25 protein-coding genes are annotated in these 23,296 nt (G+C 44.1%); 11 read left to right on the top strand and 14 right to left on the bottom strand.

Features of this window, described 5'->3' with window-relative positions:
* Window positions 1-6 precede the first annotated feature (6 nt).
* Window positions 7-177 (bottom strand): hypothetical protein, encoded by a 171-nt coding sequence (locus H4K34_RS07655; RefSeq protein WP_210760231.1) that lies wholly within the window; start codon window positions 175-177, stop codon window positions 7-9.
* Between the two features lie 43 nt (window positions 178-220).
* Here H4K34_RS07655 and H4K34_RS07650 point away from each other — a divergent pair, with 43 nt between their 5' ends.
* Window positions 221-1,180 carry a DUF6427 family protein gene (locus tag H4K34_RS07650; RefSeq protein ID WP_210760230.1) on the top strand — a complete coding sequence of 320 codons (960 nt, stop codon included), beginning with the start codon at window positions 221-223 and terminating at the stop codon, window positions 1,178-1,180.
* Here H4K34_RS07650 and H4K34_RS07645 read toward each other — a convergent pair.
* Complete coding sequence (locus H4K34_RS07645) at window positions 1,154-1,687, bottom strand: acyl-CoA thioesterase (RefSeq protein ID WP_210760229.1); 534 nt, start codon at window positions 1,685-1,687, stop codon at window positions 1,154-1,156. The genes H4K34_RS07650 and H4K34_RS07645 overlap by 27 nt on opposite strands.
* Window positions 1,688-1,714: 27 nt before the next feature.
* Complete coding sequence (locus H4K34_RS07640) at window positions 1,715-3,205, bottom strand: HU domain-containing protein (protein WP_210760228.1); 1,491 nt, start codon at window positions 3,203-3,205, stop codon at window positions 1,715-1,717.
* Window positions 3,206-3,329: 124 nt separating this feature from the next.
* Between H4K34_RS07640 and dprA the strand changes: the two genes are divergently transcribed.
* From dprA to H4K34_RS07620, 4 genes are all read left to right on the top strand, one after another.
* Window positions 3,330-4,448, top strand: coding sequence for a DNA-processing protein DprA (gene dprA, locus H4K34_RS07635; protein ID WP_210760227.1), 1,119 nt, complete (start codon window positions 3,330-3,332; stop codon window positions 4,446-4,448).
* Window positions 4,449-4,495: 47 nt separating this feature from the next.
* Window positions 4,496-4,867: a response regulator gene (locus tag H4K34_RS07630; protein WP_210760226.1), complete on the top strand. Its 372-nt coding sequence runs from the start codon at window positions 4,496-4,498 to the stop codon at window positions 4,865-4,867.
* 133 nt (window positions 4,868-5,000) lie between these two features.
* A complete protein-coding gene (locus H4K34_RS07625) occupies window positions 5,001-5,837 on the top strand; it encodes a GLPGLI family protein (protein ID WP_210760225.1) in 837 nt (278 codons plus the stop codon).
* A gap of 15 nt (window positions 5,838-5,852) precedes the next feature.
* The gene (locus H4K34_RS07620; RefSeq protein ID WP_210760224.1) at window positions 5,853-8,537 is read left to right on the top strand and encodes a peptidase associated domain and porin domain-containing protein; all 2,685 of its coding nucleotides are present in this window, start codon (window positions 5,853-5,855) and stop codon (window positions 8,535-8,537) included.
* Here the strand turns inward: H4K34_RS07620 and H4K34_RS07615 are convergent.
* The 6 genes from H4K34_RS07615 to H4K34_RS07590 form a co-directional block, all read right to left on the bottom strand.
* Window positions 8,534-9,481, bottom strand: coding sequence for a threonine ammonia-lyase (locus H4K34_RS07615; protein WP_210760223.1), 948 nt, complete (start codon window positions 9,479-9,481; stop codon window positions 8,534-8,536). The two genes, H4K34_RS07620 and H4K34_RS07615, sit on opposite strands and share 4 nt — an antisense overlap.
* The gene (locus tag H4K34_RS07610; RefSeq protein ID WP_210760222.1) at window positions 9,481-12,255 is read right to left on the bottom strand and encodes a PD-(D/E)XK nuclease family protein; all 2,775 of its coding nucleotides are present in this window, start codon (window positions 12,253-12,255) and stop codon (window positions 9,481-9,483) included. Before H4K34_RS07610 ends, H4K34_RS07615 begins: the two co-directional genes overlap by 1 nt.
* 56 nt (window positions 12,256-12,311) lie before the next feature.
* Entirely contained in the window at window positions 12,312-12,914 is a 603-nt protein-coding gene (locus H4K34_RS07605; protein WP_210760221.1) for a peroxiredoxin-like family protein, read from the bottom strand.
* 75 nt (window positions 12,915-12,989) lie between these two features.
* Window positions 12,990-13,409: a hypothetical protein gene (locus H4K34_RS07600; protein WP_210760220.1), complete on the bottom strand. Its 420-nt coding sequence runs from the start codon at window positions 13,407-13,409 to the stop codon at window positions 12,990-12,992.
* A gap of 52 nt (window positions 13,410-13,461) precedes the next feature.
* Entirely contained in the window at window positions 13,462-13,725 is a 264-nt protein-coding gene (locus tag H4K34_RS07595; RefSeq protein WP_210760219.1) for a hypothetical protein, read from the bottom strand.
* Window positions 13,722-14,285 (bottom strand): sigma-70 family RNA polymerase sigma factor, encoded by a 564-nt coding sequence (locus H4K34_RS07590; protein WP_210760218.1) that lies wholly within the window; start codon window positions 14,283-14,285, stop codon window positions 13,722-13,724. The genes H4K34_RS07595 and H4K34_RS07590 overlap by 4 nt, the downstream gene beginning before the upstream one ends.
* Before the next feature lie 102 nt (window positions 14,286-14,387).
* Between H4K34_RS07590 and H4K34_RS07585 the strand changes: the two genes are divergently transcribed.
* Together H4K34_RS07585 and H4K34_RS07580 are read left to right on the top strand one after the other, a co-directional pair.
* Window positions 14,388-14,909, top strand: coding sequence for a TetR/AcrR family transcriptional regulator (locus H4K34_RS07585; RefSeq protein WP_210760217.1), 522 nt, complete (start codon window positions 14,388-14,390; stop codon window positions 14,907-14,909).
* A 47-nt stretch (window positions 14,910-14,956) separates the two neighbouring features.
* Window positions 14,957-15,778 (top strand): oxidoreductase, encoded by an 822-nt coding sequence (locus tag H4K34_RS07580; RefSeq protein WP_210760216.1) that lies wholly within the window; start codon window positions 14,957-14,959, stop codon window positions 15,776-15,778.
* A gap of 55 nt (window positions 15,779-15,833) precedes the next feature.
* Here H4K34_RS07580 and H4K34_RS07575 read toward each other — a convergent pair whose 3' ends face one another.
* A complete protein-coding gene (locus tag H4K34_RS07575; RefSeq protein ID WP_210760215.1) occupies window positions 15,834-16,214 on the bottom strand; it encodes a DoxX family protein in 381 nt (126 codons plus the stop codon).
* A gap of 137 nt (window positions 16,215-16,351) precedes the next feature.
* On the opposite strand from H4K34_RS07575, the gene H4K34_RS07570 reads away from it, so the two are divergent.
* Window positions 16,352-18,367: a T9SS type A sorting domain-containing protein gene (locus H4K34_RS07570; protein WP_210760214.1), complete on the top strand. Its 2,016-nt coding sequence runs from the start codon at window positions 16,352-16,354 to the stop codon at window positions 18,365-18,367.
* 52 nt (window positions 18,368-18,419) lie between these two features.
* Here H4K34_RS07570 and H4K34_RS07565 read toward each other — a convergent pair whose 3' ends face one another.
* Both H4K34_RS07565 and H4K34_RS07560 read right to left on the bottom strand, forming a co-directional pair.
* The gene (locus tag H4K34_RS07565; protein WP_210760213.1) at window positions 18,420-19,472 is read right to left on the bottom strand and encodes a glycosyltransferase family protein; all 1,053 of its coding nucleotides are present in this window, start codon (window positions 19,470-19,472) and stop codon (window positions 18,420-18,422) included.
* An 8-nt stretch (window positions 19,473-19,480) separates the two neighbouring features.
* Window positions 19,481-19,948 carry a hypothetical protein gene (locus H4K34_RS07560; RefSeq protein ID WP_210760212.1) on the bottom strand — a complete coding sequence of 156 codons (468 nt, stop codon included), beginning with the start codon at window positions 19,946-19,948 and terminating at the stop codon, window positions 19,481-19,483.
* A gap of 230 nt (window positions 19,949-20,178) precedes the next feature.
* On the opposite strand from H4K34_RS07560, the gene H4K34_RS07555 reads away from it, so the two are divergent.
* From H4K34_RS07555 to H4K34_RS07545, 3 genes are all read left to right on the top strand, one after another.
* A complete protein-coding gene (locus tag H4K34_RS07555) occupies window positions 20,179-20,520 on the top strand; it encodes a single-stranded DNA-binding protein (RefSeq protein ID WP_210760211.1) in 342 nt (113 codons plus the stop codon).
* 103 nt (window positions 20,521-20,623) lie between these two features.
* Window positions 20,624-21,466: a 1,4-dihydroxy-2-naphthoyl-CoA synthase gene (locus tag H4K34_RS07550; protein ID WP_210760210.1), complete on the top strand. Its 843-nt coding sequence runs from the start codon at window positions 20,624-20,626 to the stop codon at window positions 21,464-21,466.
* Window positions 21,454-22,002: a DinB family protein gene (locus H4K34_RS07545; RefSeq protein WP_210760209.1), complete on the top strand. Its 549-nt coding sequence runs from the start codon at window positions 21,454-21,456 to the stop codon at window positions 22,000-22,002. The genes H4K34_RS07550 and H4K34_RS07545 overlap by 13 nt, the downstream gene beginning before the upstream one ends.
* Before the next feature lie 137 nt (window positions 22,003-22,139).
* Here H4K34_RS07545 and nadD read toward each other — a convergent pair whose 3' ends face one another.
* Both nadD and gmk read right to left on the bottom strand, forming a co-directional pair.
* Complete coding sequence (nadD, locus tag H4K34_RS07540) at window positions 22,140-22,721, bottom strand: nicotinate (nicotinamide) nucleotide adenylyltransferase (protein WP_210760208.1); 582 nt, start codon at window positions 22,719-22,721, stop codon at window positions 22,140-22,142.
* On the bottom strand, window positions 22,718-23,293 hold the full coding sequence (gmk, locus tag H4K34_RS07535) for a guanylate kinase (RefSeq protein ID WP_210760207.1): 576 nt from the start codon (window positions 23,291-23,293) through the stop codon (window positions 22,718-22,720). The genes nadD and gmk overlap by 4 nt, the downstream gene beginning before the upstream one ends.
* Window positions 23,294-23,296: the final 3 nt, after the last annotated feature.

The raw sequence follows: 23,296 nt of genomic DNA, 5'->3' as shown, positions 1-23,296 counted from the left end.
GAGCGTCTATTTTTCGCCTGCTTTGGCATGGCCCGCCATTTGGCGCATCCAGTAAAGGAAAAGGAAGAAAATAATTCCCGAGAAGAGAATATTAGGAAGGTTTTCTAATTGGGTCAGAATTCCGAAGGTCCAAGCGAAAAAATCGCCTAATCCTAAAACAACATCTTTAAATTGCATGGCCTAATTGATTTGTGGCCTCAAAAGTAGCTAAAAAGCCCAGATGTTTGCAAGACTGTTTAACAATATCAGCCCCAGAAATTTGCTCAATGCCCTGGTCTTGATATTGGCCTTGGGCTCCACTTATTGGTTTTATCCGGTGCAAAAGGGAACTTGGTTTCCAGTTGCAGATTGGGGCTTGCCATTAATGTCGCCTTGGTTTACCTTTTTGGTTTTCATACTAGTAACCATTGGCGCTTCTTTGTTTTATGCCGAGAGCTTAAACCGAAAGCACCTATTTCCCGGTCAATATTTAGGCTTCCTATTGGCTGCTATGCAGTTTTGGATTTGGCTATATCCCTTAAATGCCGGTCCGGAGCTTTGGAGTATCCTTCTTTTTAGCCTCTTAATTTTCCAGATGATGCCGGTTTTGGTGCCTAAGGCCAATGCAGCGCCTTTAAATTTTGGCGCCGGCTTTTGGATTGCGATTGCAGGCTTTATTCATGGGGAAAGCATTTTTCTCTTGCTTATGCCTTTCGGTTTAAGTTTGGCCTTACGCCGTTTAAATGGTCGTAGTGTCCTTGCATTGATCTTAGGCTATGGTACCGTATTATATTTCGCATTTAGCCTGGACTATTTCCTGGATTGGCACTTACTCCAAGCCTGGACTTCCGAAATTCAATCCTTGGAATTCTTCAGCTTTCAGCTGGATTACCAACGCTTAATTCCCTTGGCAATCATGGCCCTCTTTCTGGGATTTTCCGTTTTGGTCAATCTCGCTCAAGCCAATCAATACAATAATGAGCAAAGGCAACAAGTAAATTTCTGGCTCTACTATGCCTTGGTGGGCGTGGCCGGATTCTTACTCTTTGCCAATAGCAATTTCTGGCTCTGCTTAATCATTTTCCCCAGTGCGAGCTTGGGGGCTTTGGCCATTCAAACTATTGAAAACCGCTGGCTGCGGGATGGAATTTTACTCTTGCCTTTTTTGGCTTATCTAAGCTTTTTCTTCCTCCCCTCCTAAGAACAGAGCTTTAAGCTCAGTAGCTTCCGAAGGTTCCATTTTACCACTTAAGATTAGGGATAATTGTCGACGACGCAAGGCGCCCTCGTAGCGAGCTTTTTCCTTTTCTGTTTCGGGCTCTATTGCTGGAATGTTGATGGGATTACCCAATTGATCCACTGCCACAAAGGTGTAAATGGCCTCATTGGCTTTGGTCTTCTTGCCAGAGATGGTTTGATCTTCGATATAAACATCTACAAAAACCTCCATACTAGAACTAAAGGCGCGTGAAACCTTGGCTTCCAGGGTTACAATAGCACCTTGTGGAATGGCCTGATTAAATGATACATTATTTACCGAGGCGGTAACCACAATCCGGCGACAGTGACGATGAGCGGCGATGGCTGCACAACGATCCATCCAGCTTAAAAGCTGTCCTCCAAAAAGATTCTTAAGATTGTTGGTGTCGTTCGGGAGTACGATTTCGGTCATTACCGTTAATGACTCCGAAGGGGTTTTCGCTTTCATGCCGGAATTTTCGGCAAAAGTAAGCTATTACAATTGGTTCACCCAGGCGCGGCTGTTAACTTGCTGTTTTACCTGACCTAATAAACTGTTAGCCTGATCGCGATTCTTAAGCTTACCAATAGCTACTCTATTTAGATTACCGGCACGGTAGCTATAGGCACTCCAACCTTGTCCTTTTAATTGCTCAACATAGTTGTTTGCATTTGCAGCAGAAGAGAAGGCGCCAACAATGATTTGGAATTCACCAGCATCGGCCAAATTAGCCTGAGCACTTGTATTGGGATTTACCTTTTGCTCAGTGGCTTTCTGAGCTTTGTTTTGCTCCGACTTATTTTGAACAACAATTGCTTTGGCAGGAGCCATTTCAGACTCGGAAGCAATTTTAGGCTGTGCCGCTACCGTCTTTGGTTGCTTTTCAGTTTTAGGCTTGTAGTTTGGTGTATTGCTGGTCGCTAAATCCTCAGGACGCTTCTTCACATTGTAAAGGGGCTTTCCTTTGGCGGAGAAGTTGTAATGTACTTTTTTGCTGTTTTCTTTTACCGGACTTTCGGCTTTGTCTTCAGCAATTTCAGTGCTGCTTTTCTCTTCTGAATTCTGCGGTAAATCTACCAGAGCAGGTTTAGAATTTTCTTCAATAATGGCTTCAGCGGGAGCTGTTTCCTCACTGATTGTTGCAGTTTCATTTGCTTCAGTGGTGGGATCGATTGCTTCTTCAGAAATTTGCTCTTCGGTAAGAACATCATCTTCAGGACCATATTCTCCATTAAGACGAGGACCTTCGGGTTCTTGGAATCCTAAACCAGCTTCGTTCGAAGCAATATCAGAATAGGTGGGACTCTCAAGGGTATCCTGAGAATGGTTAATAAAGATGCCACTTACCTGTTCTTTAACGGTGTTGAAGCTACCGGGCGTAACGTAGAGATAAGCTCCTACAAGCATAGCTGCAGCCACCGGACCTAAAACGGCGGTCCAGCGACGGAAATTGAGCTGACGTACTTTGGCATCTTCTTTAGGTTCCACTTTCGCTTTTACCTTTTTGCCTTGATGCTTTTCGATAGCCTTATTTACACTGCGCTTAATTTCCTGCTCTCTTTCCATAGCGTTGGCTCTAAAGATGTTTAAGCCGTAGGATTGAATATCATAATTGATATCATGGGCCGGGTTAAACTGCAATTTGCCGGTGTCGCTCATGTAAAGACGACCAATTCCGGTTAGGTTTACTTTTCGTCCTGCGCGTAAAACTTTTTTCCAGCTGCGCACAGAAATTTCAATGCTTTCCATGGCTTTTTCATAGCTCACTCCTTCGGTTTTAGAAATGTGCTTAGCCAGTAATCCATCATTCTCCTGAATGCGGGCATTGAATGCTACTCGTTTGGAAGGTGGACGGAACATATGGGTAGCAGAATTGACCTCAGCCGAGAAATAACGCGTAAGGAAGGCGCCAAATCCCGGTACTACCACGCACTCGTTGAAATACAACAAATTGCTGATGTAGTGATCGATCGTATGCTTTACCATTTGAGGATTTTCTTAATTCCGTAACTTCAAAAGTAGTAAAAATGTCTTGTCTATCCAGCCTTAGCGGGCGAGGGGCCTCATTTTTTCGATTATTTGTACCTTTCTGTCAACCTTAACCTGTTCTATGAAATTTTCTGATGACGCTAAAGCTGCGGCTTTGGCCTTAAGCCTGATGGAGGGCATTGGCCCCGTTCGGGCACGTAAGCTTATCGCCCATTGTGGCAGTCCTGAAGCGGTTTTTAAAGAATCACAAGCTAGCTTGGAGAAGATCCCCGGCATTGGTAAAGCGATTCTTAAAGAAGTCCGGCAGCCCGACAAATTAAAATTAGCGGAACGGCAATTGCTCGAGGCCGATAAAAAAGGTTGGTTGTTGCATTATTTTGAGGATGCTGCTTATCCCCGGCGCATGCGGCATTGTGAAGATGCACCCATAGTACTATTCCAAAAAGGGCATACTCCTCTTAACCCAAATCGCTGTATTGCCATTGTGGGTACTCGGAGTATGACTGACTATGGTCGGGATTTTCTGGCGGAATTTTTAGAAGAAGCGCGCGGTTTGAATCTTTTGGTGATCAGTGGCTTGGCCTACGGGGTAGATGCCTATGCACATCGAAAATCTCTGGATAATGATATTATCAATTGCGCAGTTCTGGCACATGGCCTCGATCGTATTTACCCGGCAATACACCGAAAGATGGCTGAGGAAATTGTGGAAGCCGGTGGTTCCTGTTTAACGGAATTTCCCACCGGAACCAATCCCGATCGCGAAAACTTCCCGAAGCGCAATCGCATTATTGCGGCCATGAGTGATGCTACTTTGGTGGTTGAGGCGGCTCGAAAAGGAGGTGCCTTAATAACTGCCGAATATGCCAATCAGTACAATCGGGATGTTTTTGCATTGCCCGGCCGGATTCAAGATCCACTCAGTGAAGGTTGTAATCTTCTAATTAAAAGTCATCGCGCTTATTTAGTAGAAGGGGCTCGAGATCTGGCCTATGTGATGCGTTGGGAGCCCATAAGCCCTGTGGCTCAAAAGAAACAATTGGAACTTTTTGAAAATCTCAATGTAGAAGAGCGATTAATTGTAGATGCATTAAGCCAGGAAAAAGAGTCTAAAAGTTTGGACTGGTTGCTGGGTAAATGTGGAATGACCGGGGCTCAGTGCTTGCGCATTTTAATGACCTTAGAGCTCAAGGGTCTTCTGGAAACAGTGCCTGGTCCGCGCTACAGATTAAAGGCCTGAATAATCAAAGAATTATTAGTTAGCTTTGAGCGCTTTAAACAGATTTTATGGGGGGAGACCTGAAACTCTTAATGGCCGAAGACAATGAGATTAATCGCAAACTGGCCGATTTACTTTTCAAGCGCCAGGGTTTTAATCTCGATTTTGCTGTTAATGGAGAGGCTGCATTAGAATCTGCGGTAAACGGCAGTTACGATCTTATTTTCATGGATATTGAAATGCCGATAATGGGAGGTCTGGAAGCTACCCGCAGAATTCAGGATGAAATGGGCGACTCTGCTCCTCCAATAATTGCGCTTACGGCGCATGCCATGGACGGAGATCGGGAGCGATTTATGGAAGCAGGCATGTCCGACTATCTTACTAAACCCATCGATTTGGGTGCCCTACAAGAAATTATTAGCCGTCATACCTCTTGAAAAAAATAGGAATAGCCCTATTTTTTATTCCTGTACTTTTTCAAATCTTTGATTAAACCAATCTTTTTAACAGGCCTCTAACAGCGAACTTTAGGCCTTTAAAAGATATTTGGCCTTAATTTGAATAAGTACCATGACCAGACTTACTTACCTTCTTGCTTTATGCCTTCTCACGGTATATGGGCAATCTCAGAATATTGGTGGCACGGCGACCTATAAAACAGCGACCTCTCTTGATTTGAAAATTGACAGTGACCAGATGAGTCCTGAGCAAAAGAAAATGATGGAAGCCAACATTGCCAAAGCCACTCAGAAAGAATATGAGCTAGACTTCAATCGCAATGAATCCATTTACGAAGAGGTGGTTGAGTTGGAAAAAGAAGGTCAAAGAGGCATGCGCATGATCGCAATGTTTACCGGAGGCTCTGGAACCTATTACAAGAACTTACAAGAACAGCGCTATACAGAGCAAACCGAGTTTTTCGGGAAGATGTTTTTAATTCAGGATAGCCTCGAAAATTTGGACTGGACCATCGGAAAGGAAACCAAATCCATCGGAAATTACATCTGCCAAAAGGCCACCGCGATGCGTATTCGCGAAGCCAAACAATTAACCGGAGATCCCAAAGAAGGCCTTAGAGACAGCACCATTATTGATACCGTGCAAATCGTAGCTTGGTTTACTATGCAGATTCCTATCTCCCATGGTCCTGCTCGTTTTTACGGTTTACCAGGATTAATTTTAGAGGTGAACGATGGCAATACCACGATCCTTTGTACCAAGGTGAGTATTAATACCAAGGAGCCGGTGGAAATTAAGGAGCCCTCAGAAGGTGAAGAGGTGGATGCAAAAGAGTATCAGGAAATTACTGCGCGCAAAATTGAAGAGATGCAGCAGAACTTTGGCAACGGACCTGGCGGTAGAGGCGGCGGTCATCGTGGCTCTTTTCAGGTTACCATCGGTAGATAGTCAGATATGAGGGATATGAAATTTCGGCTCATGCTTTTGGGCCTTTTGATGAGCCTGGGAGCAATGGCTCAAAAGGTTAATGTTCGCGGAGCTCTGATTGGCAGTGACCAGGCAGGTTTGGAAATGGCCAATATTTTGGTTTTAAACCCTGATGATAGCTCCATGGTAACTTATGGCTTTAGCAATAGCGAGGGCCAATTTCGCTTTCAGCTGGAAGGCAATAAACAGTACTTATTCAAATTCAGTTATCTCGGTTATAAGCCCCAGGAACTTTTAGTGGTCCTCAATTCTGAGGATCGAGACTTAGGTAAAATTCCTTTAGAAGAAGACTCCGAATTACTGCAGCAAGTTGAGGTAGTTGAAGAAATGCCTATCGTGGTAAGCGGAGATACCATTAGCTATAAAGCCGATGCTTTTACCACTGGTGAAGAGAAAAAGCTGGAAGATGTAATTGAAAAATTACCCGGCTTTGAGATTGATGAAGATGGTCAGGTAAAAGTAGAAGGCAAAACCGTTGAAAAAGTTCTGGTGGAAGGTAAAGAGTTCTTTGATGGGGATTCGAAAGTGGCCACCAAGAACATTCCGGCGGATGCCATTGATAAGGTGCAAGTACTTCGGAATTATGAAGAGATTTCTCCCCTGCAAGGTCTGAGTTCAGATGATCGAATTGCTCTGAACATTAAATTAAAAGAAGGGAAAAAGAACCTTTGGTTTGGTGATGCGGAAGCTAAGGTGGGCGATCCTGAACGCTATTATGCTCATGGAAATGCCTTTTACTATTCACCCAAAGCCAGCTTTAACTTTATAGGCGACCTCAATAATATTGGACAAGCAGCCTTTACCGCTCGCGATTATTTCCGCTTTAGTGGAGGCTTTAGAAATCTAAGCTCTCGTTCGGGCTTCAATTTCAATTTTGCACAAGATGACCTGGGGATTCCATTGGGTTTAAACAATCGTGCAGATGAAGTAACCGGTCGTTTTGGAGCGGCCAACTTTAGCTATTCACCTAAGAAGAACCTCACCCTTTCGGGCTTTGTAATTGGTAGCGACAATGTGGTGAGCAGCCCCTATACTACCAGTCGTACCTATATCGGTTTAGACAGTATTGGAGGTGGAGTTGAGCAATTAACAACCGAGAATTATCAGCATTCTACCGCCGCCTTGGCAAAGTTTTCCGTAACCTATGAACCGAGTAAGGAGACTTATCTGAATTATGATGTATTCCTGAAGGTATCGGATCAATTGAATACTTCTCGATTGTACTCAAGCTTTAGCGATTTTAACTTCAGCAATAATCTGGGAACTCAAGAGGCCAAGCGCCCTTGGTCCATCCAACAAAATTTAGAGTTCTTCCGCAATCAGGGTGAAAATGTATTTGCCGTGGAATTGCAACACTCCCGCAAGTATCAGGATCCCAGATTTGCCATGCAATCGCAGCAACAGCCTTTTGGTCAACCCTTCGTATTTCTGGATACCAATATGTATCGCTTGGTGCAAACTCGTGAAGTTTTAAGTGAAAGCTTGGAAGGTAGAGCCAGTTATTACTGGGTATTGAATGGTAATAACCACTTCGAATTTAACCTGGGAACAGTATACAATACGCAGGATTACGATAACCGACTGGCTGAAGGCGAGGTGTCAGACGCTGTAGAGTTCGCAAATCCACTATTACAAAACACGGTAGATTTCAGCTTGCTGGATGGCTTTGGCGGTTTGCATTACAAAACCAAATTAGGCAAGCTCACTTTCCGCCCCGGAGTGAATTTCCACTATTACCAAGTGAAGGATTTCCAAGCGGGAACTGAGGATGTGCGCGATTATCAGGTGCTTTTACCTGATGCATTACTGCGCTACGAATTTAGCTCAAGTAAGGGCTTGGATTTACGCTACAACATGTCGGCTCAGTTTAATGATGTAAACCAAATTATGGATGGAGTAATCCTTCGTTCCTATAACAGTTTGTTTACCGGTAACGACAGTTTGGATTTTGCACGAGTTCACAATGTGAGCCTGTTCTACCGCGATTTCAACCTCTTCAACTTTACCACTCTTTTTGCCGGGGTTAATTATTCCCGAAGCTTGGATCCCATCAACAATGCCGTACAGTATATTGGCTTGCAGCAGGTCTTTAGCCCCATCAATGCCAATGGCTATAATGAGAACTTGAGCGGCTTTGGTTCCTGGTCTAAGAAGTTCAAATACATCCGTTTAGAGAGCAGGGTAAACCTTAATTATTCCACCGTGAATAATGAGGTGAATGGCCGGACCAATGTGAACAATACTTTCTCCAAGAACTATAGTGGTGAGATTGGTACCAACTTTAAGAAGTGGCCCAATATTGAACTGCAGTACCGTTACTCACAAAACGATTATAGCGGAGCCCGTAGTAATAGTGTGTATACCAATCACTCTCCCAGTGTTGAGGTGACTGCTGTTATAGCTAGCGACTTTGTTTTAAGAGCAGACTATAGTTATAATAATTACGGGAACCCGGGTTCTACACGTACCGTTTACGATTTCTTAAATGCCAGCTTGGAATATCAAAAACAGGATAGCAAATGGCTCTTCAGCATTCAAGCCTTGAACTTACTTAATACCACCTTCATTCGTGAGGATGCCTTAAGTGCTAACTTGATTAGCACCACTGCTTATAATGTATTGCCTCGATATTTACTCTTCGGAGTACGCTACGACCTTTAAAAAGGCAGCTTAGCCAGATCCACATTGCCGCCGCTGAGGATGATTCCGATGCGGCGGTTTTCGTAGCGCTCAGCTTGTTGCAGAATGGCCGCAAAAGCCACCGCACTGCTGGGCTCTACTACGATTTTGAGTCGCTGGTAAATCAGCTTTAAAGCTTCAATTATTTCTGTTTCACTTACGGTGATGATATCCGAAACCAGTTCCTGTATAATAGGGAAATTGATCTCGCCCAGGGTGGTAAGCAGTCCGTCAGCTATTGTTTGACTTTGATGTTCCTTGACCCGCTCTCCACTATAAAAAGATAGAAAGGCATCATTAGCCCCTTCGGGTTCCCCGGCAATTACCTGGCATCTTTCTGCGAAATAATGGGTGCTCAAGGCGGTACCTGCCAAAAGGCCACCTCCTCCAACTGGAGTGATGATCAGATCTAAATCCGGAATTTCATCCAAAAGCTCTGCGGCAGCAGTGCTCTGACCAGCAATAATATTTGGATGATTATAGGGAGGAATAAACACCGATCCGAATTCATCCTGAACAGCTTTTAAACCTGCTTCCCGAGCCGGTAGATTAGGCGCACATAAATGCACTTCTGCACCATAATTTCGAACGGCGGCGATCTTTACCTCAGGGGCATTTTCGGGCATTACTACATGGCAAGGTATGCCCAGCTTTTGGGCGGCCCAAGCTAAGGCCTGCCCATGATTTCCGGAGCTATGAGTTGCCACCCCGCGTTTTTTTTCTTCATCCGAAAGACGAAGAACAGCATGTGTTGCTCCCCGTGCTTTAAAAGATCCCGTTTTTTGAAAGTTTTCACATTTAAAAAAGAGTTCGGCTCCACTAATTTTATTCAGGGCCCTACTCTGCAACACCGGTGTTTGATGAATATGAGGGCTAATTAATTGTCGGGCTTCTAAGAGTGCTTCTTTGCTTAAGGTATCCTTCATTAGGCGCGAGATTGAAAGGGAATATCCGGATTAAACATTTCTTCGAAAATAGCTTGTAGTACGGTTACTATTGCTTCTTGATTTTCGGAATTCAACACGGCACTTTTTTCCATTTTCATGCTGAAGGGATTATCACTCAATTTTCGCAAGGAGAGCACCGAGGCCTGGATTTCTAATTGAGGATTTTGCTGCCAGTACATCAAGGCGTACATCGGCAATTGAATCGCTTGAGGTTTTTTAATAAAGGCCTCCATGTCGAGGCTGGAAATGCTGTAATCGTATTTGGATTTAGCCCCGGATTTATAGTCAATTATATGAATGCATTCGCCTTCCTGATCAATACGGTCGGCATTTCCAATTAAATTTATTTGGCGCCCTGAAGCCAGGCTAATTCGACCTTCTAGACCTTTCTCAGTAGCTAAAACCTTCCAGGAGGAGCCTAATTTTTTAAGTCGTGCACTTTCGAATTTCAGAAAATTGCGAAGCATAAAACTCATGCTCTCTAAATGCAGAAGATTAGGACCTTGTTCCAGCGGGAGGCCAGGCACATGTTTTAGCATTAAGTCTTTTAATTGGGCCTTTAGCTCTGGAAGCTTTTGTTTAAAGAAGGATCCTTCTGGATCAGGGCTGTGCGGGATTCGCTCTTCGGGATTTTCAGGATCAGGCAGACTAAAGCCATATTCCAAAAACTCATGCAATACATTTCCCTGAGCGGGAAGATCGAGCTCCTCCATTAAGCTATCATCGGGCTTAAGCCCTAAAACCTTTTCATAATAAAACTGCAGCGGGTCTTTGAGGTAGAGGTAGAGGCTGCTGGGCGAAAAACCTCGAAGTGCAATTTCCTCCAATCTTTGCAGCAAGGCCGGACTTTTAGCTACTTGCTCGTTGGATTTGGCTTCCTGGCTACGTGCTGTAGCAATCTGATTTTTGAAAAGGAGTCGTGCATTTTTTTGCGGCCACTCTAATTCTAATTGCCGCACAAAGCGGGAAGGCTCTACCACACCAATTCCGCTGGCTGAGGTACTATGCAGGAGGTAAATACTTTGCGCCCTTTGCATGAGGCGATAGAAGTGATAGGCAAATACGGCATCTTTTTCCAGATAGGTAGGTAGGCCAAATTTGCGCTTCACATCGAAGGGTAGCAGACTACTTTCTGAGCGGCCTTTGGGTAAAATACCTTCATTGAGACTTAGCACCACAATTTGCTTGAAATCCAGGCAACGCGTTTCCAACCAACCCATTACCTGCATACCTTGTAGCGGTTCGCCACGCAGGTCGATTCCAAGGTCTGGTAAAAGTTCTCGATAAAATTGTAGGCTCTGCTCAAAGCTCTCCAAATAAGGAAATCGATTCAAGGTATCGGCGCTCTGCTTAAAGAGCTGGTAAAAGGCAAAAAGCCCTTCTTGCAAACTGGATTGATCTACTAAAACGCTTAAGCTCGCTTCACAGAAATGGGCCAGTCGCTGGTATTGTTCGCCTATGCCTTGGTCGACCTTAAAAAAGTCGGCTGATAAGGGTTCTATTAATTGCTCAAGGCCCAATTCGCTGAAGCTGGGATAGAGCGCATTTTTACGATGCATCTCGGTGCGGATTTCCTGAAGCTTGTATGCGGAGGAGCCCGCAATTTTATGAGTAATCGGATGGTTGAGCAGGGCTTCCCAACGTTTAAAATGATAGCGTGCCCAGCCATCTTTGGTTTTCTTAGCATTCCGTTCTGCTTCTAAAGGGAAGTCCAGCAGGATTTCAAAAAAACCAGCCAAAGGTGAATGCTGTAAGCCCAAGCCCATACTAAGGTTCAAGCTGGGGAAATTGGGATGAATACTATTCAGAAAGGCGGGAAGTAGAGCTTCATCACTTAAAACCATGGCAGTTTGGGCCAGGTCCTCTTCACTTTGCTCACTAAGTAGATTGCTTGCGATTATCGATTGGAGGTTCGATCCTGCTACGGCAATACTTTCCACCTTTCGGGTGCCATGAGCTAATTCATCATGCAAACCATAAAAGGCATCGTGTTTTTGCAGTCGCTTAACCAAGGGCGAGTTTCGTAAGAAATGCCCGGCTTCTTGTTCCGGATCTTCAAAATAGTAGCGATCCACATCCCAGAAGAACTGGGCTAAACCTGCATCATAAAGTTGAAGCAAGGCCTTTTCTTCGGCATTATTAAGTGCATTAAAGCCAATGAAAAAGAACTGCTCGTATTCTTCTGCAATGGCCTTGGTTTCATGCTGTACTTTTTCGGCGAAAGCCCGATAGGCCAAACCTTGCCAGGCTTTACCTTCTGCCAATAGGCTTTGTTTGAGCTCCTGATAAACCTCAGCCAAGGCAGGCCAGAATTTAAGGTAATCATCGAGCATGCGGGTGTGTTCTCCCGGCTCTAGATTCCATTGTTCAATGCGTTTCAGATCACCCAAATAAGTGAAGATCTGATTCGGCTCTATTAGATAGCGATCGATCTCATTAAAGTCCTGCAAGAGCGCTCTGCCCCAGCGATTGAATTCCTCAAATTTGAGATCAGGTCGTACTGAATTTCGCAGGCATTCAAAGAGTCGAAAATAAAGCTCGGGTCGCGAAACTGCTTCTAAGCCGGTAAGTTCGAAAATCAAGTCTTCGATGCTAATAAAGCGAGGGGCCAAACTGGGTTTATCCAATTGGGACTCTAATGCTTTTTGCAAAAAAATACCAGCCCGTCGACTGGGTAAAATTACCGTCTGTCGATGGAGAGGAAGAGGTTGGCTGAGCAGGAATTGCGCAACTTGATCGAGAAATGAGCTCAATGTAGCGGTCTTTTCTACGAAGAACGGGAAAATGCCGCTAGGGCGCAATCAAAATCCTAGAGGGCTTTTAAGGCTTCCAGAACTTCAGAGGGATCGGACCTTTGGGTATAGTCGGGGTCGAAGTGCCGCCAGCGAATAATCCCTTTTTGGTCGATCAGGAAAGTAGCGGGTACAGGTAGGAGCTCACGTTCATCACCATGGGCTTCGCTAAGCTTTGCACCCAAAAGGGTATTGTATTTCAAGCGCGTTCCAGCCGAAGGCAAAAAGGCTAAATCGTAGGCAATTATGGTTTGATAAGCCGAATCATAAAGCAAGTTGAAACCGGCCTCTGTTTTTTCCTGCATCTCTTGCAGGTATTCAGGCTTTTCAGGAGAAATAGCAAAAAGCTGAGCACCTTCCAATTCGAGGGAATCGCGAATCGCCTCTAAGGCAGATAAATGGCGATTGCAATAGGGGCACCATTGCCCGCGGTAGAAAACCAAAATAATGGGGCCTTTTTCTAAGGCTTCACTTAGGGAAAGGCTTTGGCCGTCTTCATTCTGTAAAGTCGGTAAAGGGGCTTTATCGCCAATGGCAAGGCCTTGAACACTATCTAAATCCTGGCTGCAGGCACTAAAGAGAAATAGGGAGAATAGAGCGCTAAAAAGATATCGTAACATGTAAATAGGGATTTGGGGAGGAATAAAGAACGGGCCGAGTCAGAAGAACCAAGAAAAAGTCCCGGCCCGCTCTTCTTAAATATTTTCAAGGGCCTCAGCAAAGGCCTTGCGAATCTTTTCAGTGCTTTTTGAAACACTAATTTTATCGAGCACCTTCTTGGAAGTGGGATGTACAAAGTAGATACGGCCGGTACCATTGTTCTCGGCGCTAAAGTTTTCTAAACCGGCTTTCATCAGGATTTTCTGACTGGCCGCTTTGCTTTCCTCGGTGCTCAAATCATTAACGATAATTTGGTAAGATGCGTTTGCCTGAAAGGTAGAAAGAATATCATTTTCTACTCTTTCACCATGCTTTTGACAAAGCGGACACCAATCGGCGGTATTTACAACTACAATTAATGCTTCTGAAAGTTCAGCCGGTGCTGGATTAGCGGCATTTTGATCGAAGGAAGAGAAGCTGAAAATCAAGCTTAGGCTTAGCAATAAAGTTTTCATAAAGGGATAATTTTATTGCTTAAAGGACGAGTTGGGAACCGAAGCCTTACAATTAGGCAGAGCCCTTTTCGCGAATTTTGGTCTTGAGCTCTTCTTTGAATTCCGGATTTTCCTTGGGTTTGCGATCCTCAAAGTACTGACCGATAAAGTCATTAATTCGGCCACTTTGTTTTTCATAATGTCGACAGAAAACACAAATACTCAAATGCAGACGTAATTGCATGCCCTGAATGGCACCAAGCTTTCCCTCTTCCTTTTTTTGAATGAGGGCACTGGCTTCCTGACAGCTTAATATGAGAGATTGTAAGAGCTTCATGATTTCCAATACACTTCAAGGCATTTTTTCAAAGACAGCTTAGCGCGATGAATAATTTGCCAATAGTTGGACGTACTGATATTGAACTCCTGACTTATATCCTGACCTTTCTCCTGTGCAAAGTATTTAGCGGCAATGATATCGCGCCAAGCTTGCGGTAAGGCATTTAAGCATTGTTCAAAGAGGCTGCGGAATTCTTCCTGATTCATCAAACTTTCATCCTCTTCCCAACCACTTTGAAAGATTTCGGTGCGCCAGTGTTCTTCAGTATCAAAATGCGATCGTTCGGGGCCATCATCATCGGAAGGCTGACCTTCAAAAATGTTTTTTCGATAATAGGCAGAGCGGAAGTAGTCGACAATTTTATTGCGCAGGATTCGCGATAACCAGGTTTTAGGATTGCTGTCGCCCTTAAACTGATGATAGTTTTCGAAAGCCGCAATAAAGGTTTCCTGAACCATATCCTGAGCTAAGGCAGAATCACCAGTACGGTACTCAGCCCAGTGCAGGAGCTCATCGCTGTATTGATCGATCCAGGATTCTATTATTTGTGCGGACACGTGCTGGGGTTTCGGCGACAAAGGAAACTAAAATCAAAAAAATACAATTGAATTATTTGTGGATATCAAAATGGACTGTACTTTTGTGAGTGATTACTCACCATGACGGAAAAACAAGAACAGATACTCAAAACGGCCCTGCGGTTATTTGCAGAAAAGGGCTATGATGGCACTTCCACCGCCAAGGTGGCTAAGGCAGCTGGAGTATCTGAAGGTCTGATTTTTCGGCATTTCACCAATAAAGAAGGCTTATTAAAGGCCGTGTTGGAACAGGGTCATGAAAAGGTAAATCAACTCTATATTCAGTTTAGTCAGGAAGAAAATCCGCGCAAGCGCCTTAAGAATATCCTGGACTTTGTATTTACAGTGCCACCGGAAGATTATGATTTCTGGCGTTTGATTTATGCCCTGAAGTGGCAGACCGATGCCTATGATGATAGTGCTACCGCTCCCTTAAAGGAAATGTTGAAAGGTATATTTGAGGAAATGCATTATCAAGAACCGGAGGCCGAAGCGGAATTAGTTATGATATTGCTGGATGGCTTGGTAACGGCCATTTTGTTGCGTAAACCCAAAGAATTAAAGCAGGTGCAAAACTTATTGCATCCTAGATATATGCTCTAAAAAAATTTACCCCGAAGTATAAGTAATTAATCACTTACAATTAGATTATGAAAAAGCAAGTCATTTTAGTAACCGGAGCTTCTTCTGGAATGGGTAAAGATTTTGCCCTAGATTTAATCAAACAAGGTCATATTGTATATGGTGCTGCGCGCCGGATCGACAAAATGGAGGATATCCAAAAAGCGGGTGGACATGCGCTGGCCATGGATATCACCAAGGAATCTGAAGTAGAGGCGGTGGTAAAAGCCATAATTGAAGAGCAAGGGCGTATTGATGTATTGGTCAACAATGCGGGTTATGCCGTATATGGAGCAGTAGAAACCGTTTCCATAGAAGATGCTCGTCGGCAATTTGAGGTTAACATTTTTGGCTTGGCCAGCATTACCCAAAAGGTATTGCCTTATATGCGAGAGGCTAAGAAGGGAAAAATTGTCAATATTTCTTCCGTAGGCGGGAAAGTCTACACCCCTTTAGGTGCCTGGTATCACGCTACAAAACATGCCTTGGAAGGTTGGTCTGATTGTTTACGATTGGAATTAGCTCCTTTCAATATTGATGTGGTACTAATTGAACCTGGAGTAATCCTTACAGAGTTCGGAGACGTAATGCTGGATCCGATGATTGCGCGTGCGAAAGGAACTGCTTATGAGTCTATGACCAATACTGTAGCTAAGGCTACCAAGCAAGTTTATTTTGAGGGTCAAGGATCACCAGCTTCGGTAATTACTCGCCTGGTTAACAAGGCGATAGCTAGTCAAAAGCCAAAAACTCGCTATGCGGGGGGAAGAATGGCCAAACCAATGATCCTAATTCGTCGTTACTTCAGTGATCGATTCTTTGACAGAATCATCATGAGCCAAGTAAAATAGTGCTCTTTTTTTAAACAATGGATCGGGCCGGTGCCTCATAACCACCGGCCTTTTTTTATGCCTTATTGCGAGCCAGAGCACCACGATTTTGATAGAGCACTAAGGCGGATACTAAAAATAGAATCGCATTAGTGGCTATAGGCTCACTTCTTTCCCAATGGGTATAGGCGGCGCCAATCATCAGAATCATAAATCCCAAACTGGCCAGCGGAACTAAAACCTTGAAGGACTTTATCCGCAGGCTAAGTAAAACTGCCAGCCCACCCAAAGCTTCTAATGCTCCAATAATTTTAATGAAGCCGGCTGAAAAATCTTCGGCCCAGGTCATGCCCTCCGTAATTATCATTTCTGAGTAGGGCGTAAATACCTTCATGCTGCCTACCATAATGAAGATAAGCGCAAGTAATACCTGAACAATTATTTTGATAATCTGCATATTCGGTGTTTTTGATGTTTTCTGGAGGGTCACATAGGTCTGAAGCCTTCAAAAATAGCTGGCTCCGTTAAAATCTTCCCCCAATGTCGTAAAAGTCTAAAAAATAGCTACTTTGAGGCATCAATAAATTAAAGCATATGAAAAAACCCTTACTAATTACTTTATTAGGAAGTATGACCATGGCCTTAAGCGCCCAGCAACTTCCACGCGCTGAAGCTTCGGAAGACTATCAAGAAATGAAAGCTCGCAATGGCGCTTTTCAATATCGTCCTGAGTCTTCTGCACAAACCGTAATTTGGTCCGAAGACTTTGCCAATGGCATCCCCGCAGGATGGTCGCAAAATGGAACTCCAGCCTTAGCCCTTTGGGAATATCGCGGACCCAATACCGCTCCACCAGATTCGGTAGGTTCACGCGGATGTTGGGCAGGCCCCAATAATTCCGGTAATCTCGGAGACCCGATTAACTCTCCCACCCGTTCCAATGGTTTTATGATTTTTGATTCGGATTTCCTGCATTCCAATGGAGATCGCGCTACCAATGGTTCAGGTCCGGTTCCGGCACCGCATGTGGGTCGCCTGAGAACCGATACCATCGACCTTAGCGCACATTCTGGTGCCGAGATCGGCTTCTATATGTATGCCCGTCGTTTTCAATCGGCTTGGTATGTAGCAATAAGTACCGATGGAGGTGTAACTTTCCCGGATACAGTAGAAGCATTTCCCGCTAGCGAAGTAGCAGTGAATGCCTCTACGGATCAGAACGCCTATTTTCGTGCTAACCTCTCCAGCTTTGTTGCAAACCAAAGCTATGTAGTACTGGAATTTGTTTTTGATGGAAACGTAAGCAATAGCAATGGCTCGGGTCGCTACTATTGGATGATCGACGATATCGAATTACTAACACCACCGGAGAACTCCCTGGTATTTACGCGGGCAACGGCTCCCGGCGCAACTGGTGAAGCTCCCGCGCATGACATTATTTTCGATAACAATAGCAGCTATCCTAAATACCTGCATTTGTCAGATAAGCAAACTGTGCCAATTACCTTCGATAGCAATATTTATAACTACGGAACCAATGCTCAAACTAATGTTGCTCTGGCCGTGGAAATTCTAGATTCGAATAATGCCGTGGCGGGAACCGTATTCTCTCCTACCGTAGCCACATTGGCCCCTTATGATACGGCTTATTACACTACCCTAACCACTTCTGCCTGGACACCTCCCTTTCCCGGTGACTTCAAATTAGTATATAAGGCCATGTCGGATAGTATCACTTTAGCCAATACCACGGCGGCGGATACTTTCAATTTCTCCTATGGTGATGCTTATTCGATAGATGATAAGGTGGCAGATAATTACTTTGGAACCAATACCGGCACTAATGGAATGATTGCCATTGGAGTACTCTTCAATTTGGAAGATCCCGATCAACATCCATACGGAAATGGCAATAGTGTATACATCCAGGGAATGGAAATGCAAATGAGCTGTTTAACCGACTCTACCGCCGATATGGAAATTGCCATCTACGATACCGTCGGTTTTGCATTTAATGCGGGTTTCCCTGCGGGTAAAAACCCGATTTATCGCAAGGTGTTTTCCTTCGATGGCAGCGTCCCTTGTAATCTAGCGAACTTCTCATTCGAGGATGCAAATGGCAAGCCATTAGAAATTCCAGCCGACACTTATTTTTTCGTAGCAAGCTTATTCCCCAATGCTGCAGATGGAGTAATTCGTTTTGCCAATAGTACCAATTGGGGTCAGCCCACCTATGCTTCGGTATTCCAAAATCAAAATGGAAGTTGGTTCAGTGGCTTTAGCAATAGTACCACCTTTGAGGCACCTCACTATCGTGTGATTATGGCGAATCCGACCAATATCAATTTGGTAGAAAATGATTTGGAGGAGTTTCAGGTTTACCCGAACCCTACCACTGGAAAGGGGTTAATCGAGTTTACAGAGCCGGGTCAATACAATTTGGCAGTTTACTCTCTGGCAGGAGAAAAAGTACATGAAGCTAAATTGGCTATTAATGCCCATGAGAAGTATGAGCTTAATCTCGATCATTTAGCGAGCGGAACTTACCTTCTAAAACTTCAGAATGGATCAGAAGAAGCTAAAACAGTAAAGCTGACTATTCAGAAATAATTTTTTCTCGAGATTTATGGGCCGTCCCTTCTTATTTTTGGGGCGGCTTTTTTTAGGCCTTATCCAAAAAATCTAAATAGGCCTGAGCCTGATTTTCGAATTGCCATTTTGGGGCCAGATAATAGCTTCTTTGTTTGAGCTCATCAAGCTTGGACCATAGCCCTGGCAGCTCTTCTTTGAGGTATAAATATGCTCCGTCTTCAAATTCATCGGCACCCGGACTGCCCGCTTCGATCAACATGGGCACTTTAAAAGCCAAAGCCATGTTCCAGGAACCTGAAATTTGTTTTTGATACAGCTCGCCACTAGCTTGGCCTAAATGAATTAAAGGCAGTACAAAATCGGCTTGAGCCAAATAGGCATAAAAAGCCTCATTGGGAACGAAATTATCCCAGCTTAGGAAGAAGTGCTCCAGTTGTCGATTCTTTAACTCCGCTTCAAATTCACTTCCATTTCCATGGCTGTGCTTGGATTTGCCTAAAAGGATAAAACGCAGTTTTGGATCCAGGGAATTAGGTTTTAAACTATCCAATAATGCCTGGTAATCACGACGCTTATATTCCAATTGCCCAGGAACTACAACCCAGGTTTCGCCTAGAGGTTTTCGATAGCTTTCATCAATAGGGAAGTCGGGGAGAAAGCCTGCATAGAATTGCCCGTAATTCAATTTGGGTTTTAATGAGGGGGCTTTCGCCTGAAGGTATTCGGCCAGGAAATAATAGTTCTTTAAATAAAGGCTAATTAGTTTCTGGGTAGTACTGCCTTCAAGCTTACGCAGATGATGTAAAACGCCGCACACTTTCCAGGGCTTTTTAGGTCGTAGCCAAAGGAAGTTGCGTACTGTTTTACCACTGGCGGTATTTATCACCACTTTCTGGATGCCCATTTGCCTTAATCGGCGATGTAAATCAATTAGATCGCTACGCTTAGGCTGGGCCGGAATAAAGAATACTTGATGATTAGGATAGTCAAAAAGCCGCTCCTTCAAAGCTTCTGAGACAAAGAGAAAGACCTCATGCTTAGCGCTCTCTTCCAGAAAGCGATATTGCGGATAAAGGACTTCGTCGTGTGAAGTGCCAAATTCAATTAAGGCAACTTTTGTCAAGGCAGAATTTAAAAGCGTAAACTTAATCCAATCCCGTTGTTTTGGATCATGAGATGAGCTTTAAGTCCCTCACGCATCCTTTGATTATAGAGCATCACCGCCTTTTCGGCTTTATGCTGCGAGCTGATTTCCAATGGAATGGAAACTCCCCAAAACCCCAAGCCAATTAAACTCATATTGTAGTTCGGAGTACGCCCAATTGCGGCATTAAACAAAGGGTAAATGGCCAAGAATGTACCTGACACTTGCAAGAAACGCGCAAGGTCATGCTGATTATTAGCCTTTCGAACCAGGAGATTGGCCTGAGCATTTCCTTCGAAAAGATCAATCAGTTCGGAGAGTTTGTATTCAACGGTGTCTTTTTGGAATTTCTTGGACCAAAAGTTTCCTTCAACCTCCATTGGACTATATTCCTGAGCTTGAAGGCTGGAGGCCGCGATACAAATTACTAGTATGGAAAGGAAAAAGCTTTTCATTCTCATGCAAAACTAAGCTAATCAATTGCCTTTAGTCTTTTATTAGAAAGAACTTCTATATAAAATCGTATGTGTAAGGGCGATTTTAACCTTTTAAATGCTGGCATTGACTCTCTGATTTCTGCTTCAAAGGATGCTAAGCGTTTGATTAATGGTTTGCTAAACGTTTAATCTGGCTTTAAGCCTGAGGAGGATCTCACCTTTGTTCCTCAATCTATAAAACCAAAATCATGAGTGATTTAAGAAATCGCGTGTCTTTGATCGGGCATGTGGGTGCTGATCCTGAAGTGAAAAGCTTCGATTCAAAAGGCAAATTGGCCAAGTTTTCCATCGCCACCAATGAAACCTATCAAAATGGCAAAGGGGAAAAAGTAACCGAAACCCAATGGCACAATGTGGTAGCCTGGAATGGTTTGGCCGGGGTGATTGAGAAGCATGTGAAGAAGGGCAGCTTTCTAATTGTTGAAGGCAAAATTGTGAATCGTGCCTATTCGGCTAAGGAAGGTGAAAAGCGCTATGTAACGGAGATCATTGCGAATAGCATGAATTTTCTGGGCGCCAAACCCGAATAGCCTTTTGGGATTAAAGGTGGAAGCCCTTTGGGATTTTCCTGAAGGGCTTTTTCAGGCTGAGCATAACCATTCGGAGGATGTATCTTTGCTCAAAATTTGATTTATGTCGGCAAACTGGACTACCGTAAAAGAATACCAGGATATCACCTATAAAAAATCAGGAGATGGTGTGGCACGCATCGCCTTTAATCGCCCCGAAGTACGTAATGCTTTTCGCCCTAAAACTGTAGCGGAGCTCTATGAGGCTTTTTTGGATGCACGTGAGGATACTTCTATTGGCGTTGTATTATTTAGTGCTGAGGGCCCTTCTCCCAAGGATGGTATTTATTCTTTCTGTAGTGGTGGCGATCAAAATGCCCGTGGCCATCAAGGTTATGTGGATGATGACGGGATGCCACGTTTGAATATTCTCGAAGTGCAACGCTTAATTCGCTTTATGCCCAAAGTGGTAATTGCTGTGGTTCCAGGATGGGCCGTTGGCGGCGGACATAGTTTGCACGTGGTTTGTGATCTCACTTTAGCAAGTAAGGAACACGCCATCTTCAAACAAACTGATGCCGATGTTACCAGCTTTGACGGTGGCTATGGTTCGGCCTATTTAGCGAAAATGGTAGGGCAGAAGAAAGCTCGTGAGATATTCTTCCTCGGCCGTAATTACAGTGCAGATGATGCAGTGGCTATGGGCATGGTAAATGCCTCCATCCCTCATGCGGAATTAGAAGATACCGCTTATCAGTGGGCCCGCGAGATTCTGGAGAAATCACCCACCTCGATCAAAATGTTGAAGTTCGCATTTAACCTTACTGATGATGGTATGGTGGGACAGCAAGTATTTGCCGGAGAGGCCACGCGCCTTGCTTATATGACCGACGAAGCGAAAGAAGGTCGCAATGCCTTTTTAGAAAAGCGCAAACCCGACTTTAAAGACATTAAATGGATTCCATAGTGCCTAATCATCGTCCTCAAATAGGAGATTATCCGACTTATTACCAGAACTACTTCTCCTGGGCGACAGATGATCAGCCACTTTTAGAGAGCTATCAATATTCCATTCAAGATGGATTGGAGTTTTGGCATGGCATCCGCGAAAGCGAATCAGAATATAGCTACGAGGCTGGTAAATGGACGATTAAAGAATTAGTGCAACACATTATCGATGTGGAGCGGGTCTTTGTGTACCGGGCAATGTCAATTGCTCGCGGAGAAAGCAAAGTATTACCCGGATTTGACCATGATGCATATGTAGAAAATAGTGCCGCTAATGATCGATCTTGGGCTAGTTTATTGCATGAATACCAGCATCTAAAGCAATCTACTTTTGATTTCTTTGAATCCTTAAATGCGAATCAATGGCTGGCAAAAGGTGAGATTGAAGCGGGTAAAGTTTCATTATTGGCCATCGCTTATATCATAGTAGGTCATGATAAGCATCATCAAAGAATTGTTAAAGAACGCTATCTGGCAAAATTGCGCAAGGCCTGACAAGGCAAGCCTAAACCATCGCCCTACTTTTGAAGTGAAATAGGATAGTTGATGGTTAGGGCGTATTAACACTAGGGACCCGGCCCATCACAAAATTTTTCCCGGCTATTGTTTCAAACAATGGTCGGGAAATTTTTTTAGTCGCGGTAAAAAAGCTCTTGATCGATATAATTCCAAACCGCCGGAGGAAGCATATAACTCACGTCTTTTCCTTCCTTAATAGCTTCTCGAATTTCGGTAGAAGCAATTTCAATAATGGGTGATTTGGTAATATGAACTTTAGGATGATGGGCTAATTCGCCACCATCGCTCGCAATGCGCGGATACACATAAAGTTCATGCTGTTCGAGAATGCTCTCGAAATTGCGCCAGCGGGGGAAGCTTTCCAAATTGTCTTCACCCATAATGAGGTGAAAGCTAAACTCGGGATGGTTTTCCTCTAAGTGTACCAGTGTGTTGGCGGTGTAAGAGGGTTGCGGTAAACCGAATTCAACATCGCTTACTCTTAATTTATAATGATCACCAATAGCCAAGTTTACCATGTGCAGGCGCTGACGATCATCGAGTAAGCTACTTTTCTTTTTATGAGGATTATGGGGCGTAACCACAAACCAAACTTCTTCCAGGTCGGTAAACTCCAACATGTATTGGGCAATAATGCAATGACCCACATGGATAGGATTGAAGGTGCCGAAGTACAGTCCTACTTTTTTCTTCATTTTCCTAAAAACAGTTTTACCAATTGGTAAGCTTCGGTTTTTGCGGTGTCGAGATCTTTGTTCAGAAGGATATGGTCAAAGCGGTCGGAGCGGCCAATTTCTTTACGGGCCTTGGCCATACGCTGACGAATTTTATCATCGCTATCCGTGTCCCGACTTCTTAGGCGACGCTCAAGTTCTTCCTCATTAGGTGGCATCACAAAAATGGCCAGGGCCTGATCACCATAGAGACTCTTCAGGTTTAAACCGCCCACCACATCAATATCGAAGATCACATTTTTACCCTCTTTCCAAAGACGATCAATTTCGGAACGAAGAGTGCCATATTTAGTACCGGCATATACCTCTTCCCATTCCAAAAAAGCGCCATCCTCTACCTTTTTATTAAACTCATCATTAGATAAAAAGTAATAGTCTTTTCCATGCTGCTCTTTTCCGCGGGCAGCCCGACTGGTAGCAGAAATACTAAATGCCAGTTCTAATTCTGGCTGTTGCAGGAGATGGCGTACCAAGGTAGTTTTTCCGGCTCCGGAGGGAGCGGAGAAGATGATCATTTTGTTCTTTCGGGACATGCT

It is taken from the genome of Croceimicrobium hydrocarbonivorans, from assembly GCF_014524565.1.
Classification (GTDB): Bacteria; Bacteroidota; Bacteroidia; order Flavobacteriales; family Schleiferiaceae; genus Croceimicrobium; species Croceimicrobium hydrocarbonivorans.
Note: the sequence above shows the minus strand (reverse complement) of the source record. Positions and strands in the feature narration are given on the sequence as shown.